The following is a 7,307-nucleotide window of genomic DNA, read 5'->3' as shown; positions in this document are numbered from 1 at the left end:
CTCAGGCCGTCGAGCAATCCGTCGGGTACAGCTCCGTGTTGGGCCAGAGCGGTGAGGTGTTCGATCTCGGCGACGAGGGCGGCTCGGCTGACGAAACCGCCGTGGTCGAGAGGATCTCGGAGCATGGTTTGGAGGTGTGTCGGGGGTGTCCAGCGGTGGAGGCCGTCGAGCCGTTGGACGGCTTCCTCGGCCAGCAGCCGCGCGGTCGCTGCGTCCACACCGGGCATGCCCATGCCCGGGGCCGCTCCCGGCACTCGGACGTAGCAGGCGTAGCGAATCTCGCGGGTGTCCAGTTTCTGGAGCCCGCTGTCGAGCAGCCGGGCCGTGAGACCGGTAGGCAGGTGGGGCGCCAAGGCGATCTCCCGATCCAGTCGGGAGTGGTCGGCGGCCTCGATGAGTTTTACAACGACGTCCGCCCCGACGTAGACGTGGTGGGAGCTGCTTTCAGCGGAGTTCATGGGGCCGGGGTCGCGTCCCAGAGCGGTCGTCGCGATCGTGCGGGCCGCATCGTGGGCTTGCCGCAGGTCGGTCACCGGCACCCCCGCCGTAGACAGTGATCTTGATGGTCACAGGGTATGCCGAGGGCGGCCAGGGCGTGCGTGCCCTCGCTGGCGGTGCCGGACGATAATGGGTACTGCCCCGACCGGCCCTACCCCCACGAAAGCGATCGCCATGTCCACCGTTCCCGCTGTTCCCCGCATCCTGGCCGATCTGGGCGCCGAGTACGCTGCCGGTGCGGCCGCCGGCCGTGGTGGCGCGCTGTGGCGGTTGGCGGAGCCGGGGCGGCAGTTGGACTCCAACCTGGTGCGGCTGGGGCCGGACGCCGCGGTGGGGGAGCATGCCGAGAACGACCTGGACGTGCTGCTGGTGGTGCTGGAGGGCAGCGGACGCTTGGACGGACCGGAAGGGAGCCTGGAGCTGGAGCCGCGTGCGGTGCTGTGGCTGCCGCGCCGCAGCCGCCGTTCGCTGACCGCCGGGCCGGACGGGCTGGCCTATCTGACGGTGCACCAGCGCCGGGCCGGTCTCGGTATCGGCAATCTCACGGCGGCGCCGGTGCTGCAGCCGGCCGAGGGCGGCGAGGGTCCGTGCATGCTGGACCGGGTCTGCCCGGAGTGCGGGCGGATGGCGTCCGAGGCGTCCGCGCTTTACTGCAGCCGGTGCGGTGAGGCCCTGCCCGCGCGGGACGGCCACTCGAACGAGTGAAGCAAAGGTATATCCGTCTGAATCCGCTCCTGATGTGCGGTCTGCTGTGGAAGTCGGACCCGTCTGGGTCCGCTCCCGCAACGCGCGACGGAGGGGGCTGGTCATGTCGGTCATCGTGCTGGTGGCCTGGCTGGTGACCGCGGGGCTCGGCTCGTATCTGGGCACGGTCTGGATCCGGCACGGCGGCCTGCGGCAGCGCGGGGCGGGGGTGACCAGGCTGCCGGTCTGGCTGGTGCTCGGGCATGTCGCCCTGGCGGTCACCGGGCTGTGCGCCTGGCTGCTGTTCCTGCTCGGCCACACCCGGGCGTCGGCCTGGGCGGCCTGCGCCGTGGTGCTGATCGTGGCCTCGTTCGGATTCATGATGCTGTTCCGCTGGCTGCCCAGTTCCGGGCTGCACGCCCGCGCGGACACCACGGCGGAACGGCACTTCCCGTTCACCGCCGTGGTCGCCCACGGGGCCTGCGCGGTCGCCACCATCGTGCTGGTCCTGGTGACTCTGGTCCCCCGGTAGGGGTCAGGCAGCCTGGAGCCGGCGGAAGCCGCTGGCATGGAAGACCAGCGGGGGCACCGAGTGGTCGGCGTCCAGCTCATGGACCCTGAGCAGCACGATGTCGTGGTCCCCGGCCCGGATCAGCTGCTGCACGCTGCAGTCCAGCCAGGCGGACGCCTGCTCGACCAGCACCGCGCCGTCCGCGGTGGCCCGCCAGTCCAGGGAGGCGAAGCGATCCCCCTCCCTCGCCGCGAGTTGACGGCACGCCAGCTCCTGCTGCGCGCCGAGCACGCTGACGCCCAGGCGGGGCCTGGTGCTCAGCAGCGGCCAGGTGGTCGAGCTGTGGGCGACGCAGACCGACACCAGCGGCGGATCGAGCGAGACCGAGGTGAACGAGCTGGCGGCGAGGCCGACCGGGCTCCCGTCGACCAGCGCGGCGATCGCCGTCACCCCGGTCGGGAAGGCGCCGAAGACCTGGCGGAGCCGGGCGGGGTGCAGGTCCACGTCCTGGGCTTGAACCTGGGTCTGGGCCTGGTCCACAGTTCCCCTCCGAATCAGGATGCCTGGTTTTGTAACGTTCATGACCGGCGTCCCCATTCCTCCGCGAGCAGACGATAGGAGGCGACCCGGTCCGCGTGGTCGTGGGTGATGGTGGTGATGACCAACTCGTCGGCCCCGGTGGCGTCGCGGAGGATCTCCAGCTGGTCGGCGACCTGCTGCGGCGAGCCGACGAACTGGGTCTCCACCCGGTCCTGGACCAGTGTGCGGTCCTGCTCGCTCCACACGTGGGCCCGGGCCTGGTCCGGGGTGGGGAACTGGATCGCGCCGTCGCCGCTGCGGATGCTGCGCACCCACAGGCCGTAGCCGGTGGCCAACTCCCGTGCGGTGGCCTCGTCCCGGGCGACCACCACATCGGCGGACACGCTGACGTACGGCCGGTCGAGCACGGCGGAGGGCCGGAACGCGGCCCGGTAGCCCTCGGCGGCCTCCACCACGGTGGCCGGGCTGACGTGGTAATTGGCGGCGAAGCGCAGGCCGTTGGCCCCGGCCACCTCGGCGCTGGTGCCGCCGCTGCTGCCGAGGATCCAGATCTGGAGGTCCGCTCCCTCGCCCGGGACGACATGGGCCTCGACCCCGTCGGCGGTGCGGTAGCTGCCCGCTATCAGCGACAGGATGTCGTCGATCTGCTCGGCGTAGTCCTGCGCCTCGGCGTTGGGCTGCTGGAGCAGCTTCTTGTGCAGCGCGAAGCGCGGGGAGCCCAGCAACTGCCGGAAGTCGAACTTCGCCGGGATCCGCAGTCCGTTGGGGGTGTAGCCGTCGACCACCGCCGTCCGGCCGAGCAGCGCCGGCTCGCGCACGGGCGGGGCCGGCCGGCCGCCGGAGCGGCCGAGGCCGAGGTCGAACCGGCCCGGGTGCAGCGCGTCGAGCAGCCCGAACTCCTCCACGGTGGCCAGGGCGGTGCGGTGGCCCATCTGGACCGCGCCGGCGCCGAGCCGGATCTGGGAGGTCGCGGCGGCGGTCAGGGCCAGCACGACGGCGGGCGAGGTCCCGGCGACGCCGGGGTTGAGGTGGTGCTCGGCGAACCAGTAGCGGCCGTAGCCGAAGCGTTCGGTCTGCCGGGCCAGGTCGATGCTGTTGTGCAGGGCCTGCCGGGCGGTGGATCCGGAGCTGATCGGGACCAGGTCCAGGACGGCGAGCGGGGTGGTGGACATGGCGGTCAGACTCCTTCGGGGGCCGGGGCACCGGCAGGCGTCGGCGTGGTGACGGGACCCCAGGCCCAGGGCGGGTCGGGGATGGTCCGGCGCAGCACCGGTGCGATGTCGGACTGGAACAGCTCAAGCGAGGCCCGGTGCTGGGCACCCGTCAGACCGCCGGCCTCGGCGTGCAGATGCAGCACGCTGTGGCCGAACTGCTCGTGGTAGCGGTGCACCTTGTCGGCGATCTGCTGCGGGCTGCCGATCAGGGCCGAGCTGCGGTCGACGAAGTCCTCCAGGGTCGGGAACACCGGTTCGACCCCGAGCCGCCGCTGGAAGGCCAGATAACCTTCGAAGACCGGGCGGTAGTCGGCGAGCGCCTGCTGCGAGGTCGGCGCGGCGTAGAACCCGGCCGTTCCGGCGCCGACCGCGGCCAGCGCCGGGTCGTGGCCGTAGTGCTGCCAGCGCTCGCGGTAGTAGCGGATGAGCTCGGCGTAGGGCTCGATGGGGTTGGTCACGTTGGCGGAGAACAGCGGATCGCCGTACCGGGCGGCGAGGTCCACCGACTCCCGACTGGTGGCGCTGCCGTGCCAGACCCGGACCGGCTGCTGGAACGGTCGGGGCCAGACCTCCGCGTCCAGCAGCTCCGGACGGAACTTGGGCGAGGCGGTGACCCTGTCGTTGCGCCAGATCTGCCGGAACAGCTCGTAGGACTCGGCGTTCCGGTCCCACTGGTCCTCGGGGGTGACCTGGAACAGCTCGCGCTGGGCGGAGCCGTTTCCCTTGCCGATGATCAGTTCCAGCCGGCCGCCGGACAGGTGGTCCAGCGTGGCGTAGTCCTCGTAGGCGCGCACCGGGTCGAGCAGGCTGAGCGTGGTGACCGCGGTGAACAGCCGGATCCGCGAGGTGAGCGCGGCGACATGGCTGAGCACCACAGGTGGCGAGGAGGAGATGAAGGGGCGCTCGTGCCGCTCCCCGACGCCGAAGCCGTCGAAGCCGAGCTCCTCGGCCAGCAGCGCGCTGTCGAGCACCTGGCGGAAGCGCTCCTGGGTGGAGGGCTGCCGGCCGGTGACCGGGTCGGGGGAGTGGACGATCAGGGTGATGGTGATGAACTTCATGACGCCTTCCGCCCCGACTTCTCCGACCGCCCCGACTTCTTCGACCGCTCCGCCAGGCCGAGGTGGTCGCGCAGGGTGGTGCCTTCGTACTCGCTGCGGAAGACTCCGCGCTCCTGCAGCAGTGGGACGACGGTGTCGGCGAAGTCGTCGATGCCGCCCGGGGTGATGTGCGGGGCCAGTACGAAGCCGTCGCTGGCGTCCGTCTGCACGAACTCGTTGAGGGTCTCGGCGACCTTGGCCGGTGTGCCGATGAATGACTGACGCCCGGTCACCTCGATGATCACCTCGCGGGTGGAGAGGTTCTTCGCCGCGGCCAACTCCCGCCACTGGCGCGCGACCTCGCGCGGATCCCGGTGCATCCGGACGCTGGCCCGTCCTTTGGCGATGGTGTTCTCGCCGACCAGCGGGTCGACCTCGGGCAGCGGGCCGTCAGGATCGTGGTCGCTGAGGTCGCGGTTCCAGAGCTGCTCCAGGAACTTGATCGCGGTCTGGCCGCTGACCTGCTGACGGCGGATCAGCGCGGCCTTCTCCTGGGCGTCGGCGTCGGTCTCGCCGAGGACGAAGGTGACCGCGGGCAGGATCAGCAGCTCGTCGTGGCCGCGTCCGTAGCGGGCCAGCCGGTCCTTGACGTCGGAGTAGAAGGCCCGGCCCGACTCCAGGGTGCCGTGCCGGCTGAAGATGGCGTCGGCGGAGGAGGCAGCGAACTCCCGGCCCTCCTCGGAGTCGCCGGCCTGCAGGATCACCGGACGGCCCTGCGGGCCGCGCGGGACGTTGAACCGGCCGGAGATGTCGAACTGGCTCACCCGGTGCTGGAACCGGCCGACGTCGGGGTCGGCCAGGAAGGCGCCGGACTCCTTGTCGGCGACGATCTCGTCGCCGCGCCAGGAGTCGAAGAGGACCTGAGTGGCCGTCAGGAACTGCTTGGCCCGCTCGTAGCGGTCCTCCTGGGCCAGATATCCACCGCGGCGGAAGTTCTGACCGGTGAACTCGTCCCAGGAGGTGACCACGTTCCAGGCGGCGCGGCCCGCGGACAGGTGGTCCAGCGAGGCGAACTGCCGGGCCACCTCGTAGGGCTCGTTGAAGGTGGAGTTGATGGTGCCGGCCAGCCCGAGCCGGTCGGTGACCGCCGCGACCGCGGCCAGGATGGTGAAGGTGTCGGGGCGGCCCACGACGTCCAGGTCGTAGATCTGGCCGCCCTGCTCGCGCAGGCGCAGGCCCTCGGCCAGGAAGAGGAAGTCGAACTTGGCGCGCTCGGCGGTGCGGGCCAGGTGGACGAAGGAGCTGAAGTCGATCTGGCTGCCGGCGGCCGGATCGCTCCACACCGTGGTGTTGTTCACGCCGGGGAAGTGTGCGGCGAGATGGATCTGCTTGACGGGCTTGCTCATGCGACGGGTGTCCTTAGTTCTCGGTGGTGGTGCTGGAGCAAGCGCTCAGACAGGGACGGTGGCGGAGGCGGCGGCAGAGGCGGCCGCGTAACGGCTCTCGGGGCGGGGGAGGCCGAGCAGTCCGCGCAGGGTGTCCGCCTCGTAGGCGGTGCGGAAGGCGCCTCTGCGCTGCAGCTCCGGCACCAGGCGGCGGGTGATCTGTTCCAGGTCGTGGGGGAGGGTCGCCGGGCGCAGCCGGAAGCCGGTCAGTCCCGCTTGCTGCCACTCCTGCAGCAGGTCGGCGAGCTGGGCGGGCGTCCCGGTGAACACCTCGGCGTCGCTGCTGAGGGCGGCGCCGGCCAGCTCGTCCAGCCGGTCCCGCCGGGCGACGGCCGCGCTGGGGGAGTCGTCGAGGAGGACCAGCAGGTCGGCGAAGACATGCACGGTCTCGTGGGAGCGCCCGGCAGCCGCCTGCTCGGCACGGATACCGCCGACGATCGCGCGGGCCTGGTCCGCGTCGTGCGGGGTGACGAAGCCGAGGTCGGCGGAGCGGGCGATCAGCCGGTAGGGGACGCTCTGGTGTCCCAGGGCTGCGACCAGCGGCTGGCCCTGTGGCGGACGCGGGGTGATGGAGGGACCCTTCACGCTGAAGGCCGCGCCCTCGAAGTCGATGTAGTGAAGCTTCTCGCGGTCGACGAAGCGGCCGGTGGCGGCGTCGCGAATCTCCGCGTCGTCCTCCCAGCTGTCCCAGAGGCGCCGTAGCACCTCGACGTAGTCGGCAGCCTCGTCGAAGAGTTGGCCGATGAGGGCCTGGACGTCGGGTCGGCCGATGTCCTGGGGGGTGAGCGGCGGGAGGGTACGGCGGCCGAACAGCTCGGCCTCGTCCGCGCGCCCCGACACCTGCACCCGCACCCCGGCGCGTCCGCTGCTGACGAAGTCGAGGGTGGCGATCGCCTTGGAGATGTGGAACGGCTCGGTGTGGGTGACCGTCGCCGTCGGCACCAGCCCGATGTGCCGGCTGAGCGGGGCGATCCTGGCGGCGGTGAGCACCGCGTCCAACCGCCCGCGGACCTGGTCGGTGCGGTGGTCCGGCTCGAACGGGGCTGAGGACTGCAGACCGAGGGAGTCCTCGATGGTGACCAGGTCGAGCAGACCGCGCTCGGCCTCGGCGACGAGGTCCGCCCAGTAGGCGGCGGTGAGCAGCCCCTGCGGCTGGGCCTCAGGCAGCCGCCAGGATGCGGGGTGCCATCCGGTGCCGTCGAGGGCGACGGCCAGATGGAGGGGAGTGGGGCCGGTGGGGGCAGAGGCACGGAGGGCAGGGTCGGGGAGGGCACGGTCAGGGAGGGCCATGGGAGTCGCTTCCTGCTCGGATGGCTGCCCGACGGTGTGGCGGGCATGCCGAAGGGAACTCGCGCCGGGACGGCCGGGGGGGGGGTGG

The 7,307-nt window shown here is 71.7% G+C and carries 8 protein-coding genes; 2 read left to right on the top strand and 6 right to left on the bottom strand.

Features of this window, described 5'->3' with window-relative positions:
• Positions 1-533 (bottom strand): hypothetical protein (locus TR46_RS25265; RefSeq protein WP_236655491.1); only part of this gene is annotated, 533 nt, incomplete at its 3' end.
• Between the two features lie 139 nt (positions 534-672).
• Here TR46_RS25265 and TR46_RS25260 point away from each other — a divergent pair.
• Positions 673-1,203: a hypothetical protein gene (locus TR46_RS25260; RefSeq protein ID WP_042405264.1), complete on the top strand. Its 531-nt coding sequence runs from the start codon at positions 673-675 to the stop codon at positions 1,201-1,203.
• 103 nt (positions 1,204-1,306) lie between these two features.
• A complete protein-coding gene (locus TR46_RS25255) occupies positions 1,307-1,714 on the top strand; it encodes a hypothetical protein (RefSeq protein WP_042405262.1) in 408 nt (135 codons plus the stop codon).
• A 3-nt stretch (positions 1,715-1,717) separates the two neighbouring features.
• Here the strand turns inward: TR46_RS25255 and TR46_RS25250 are convergent, their stop codons facing one another.
• Genes TR46_RS25250 through TR46_RS25230 form a run of 5 tightly spaced genes read right to left on the bottom strand, consistent with a single transcriptional unit; the run spans position 1,718 to position 7,219 of the window.
• Positions 1,718-2,233: a flavin reductase family protein gene (locus tag TR46_RS25250; RefSeq protein ID WP_236655490.1), complete on the bottom strand. Its 516-nt coding sequence runs from the start codon at positions 2,231-2,233 to the stop codon at positions 1,718-1,720.
• A gap of 38 nt (positions 2,234-2,271) precedes the next feature.
• Complete coding sequence (locus tag TR46_RS25245) at positions 2,272-3,405, bottom strand: LLM class flavin-dependent oxidoreductase (RefSeq protein ID WP_042405259.1); 1,134 nt, start codon at positions 3,403-3,405, stop codon at positions 2,272-2,274.
• A 5-nt stretch (positions 3,406-3,410) separates the two neighbouring features.
• Positions 3,411-4,505, bottom strand: a complete 1,095-nt coding sequence (locus TR46_RS25240; RefSeq protein ID WP_042405257.1) for an LLM class flavin-dependent oxidoreductase — start codon at positions 4,503-4,505, stop codon at positions 3,411-3,413.
• Positions 4,502-5,890, bottom strand: coding sequence for an NtaA/DmoA family FMN-dependent monooxygenase (locus tag TR46_RS25235; protein WP_042405255.1), 1,389 nt, complete (start codon positions 5,888-5,890; stop codon positions 4,502-4,504). The genes TR46_RS25240 and TR46_RS25235 overlap by 4 nt, the downstream gene beginning before the upstream one ends.
• 45 nt (positions 5,891-5,935) lie before the next feature.
• Positions 5,936-7,219, bottom strand: a complete 1,284-nt coding sequence (locus TR46_RS25230; protein WP_084718906.1) for an LLM class flavin-dependent oxidoreductase — start codon at positions 7,217-7,219, stop codon at positions 5,936-5,938.
• Between the last annotated feature and the right edge of the window lie 88 nt (positions 7,220-7,307).

It is taken from the genome of Streptacidiphilus carbonis (assembly GCF_000787775.1).
GTDB classification, from domain to species: Bacteria; Actinomycetota; Actinomycetes; order Streptomycetales; family Streptomycetaceae; genus Streptacidiphilus; species Streptacidiphilus carbonis.
This window is presented reverse-complemented; position numbering and strand designations above follow the sequence as displayed.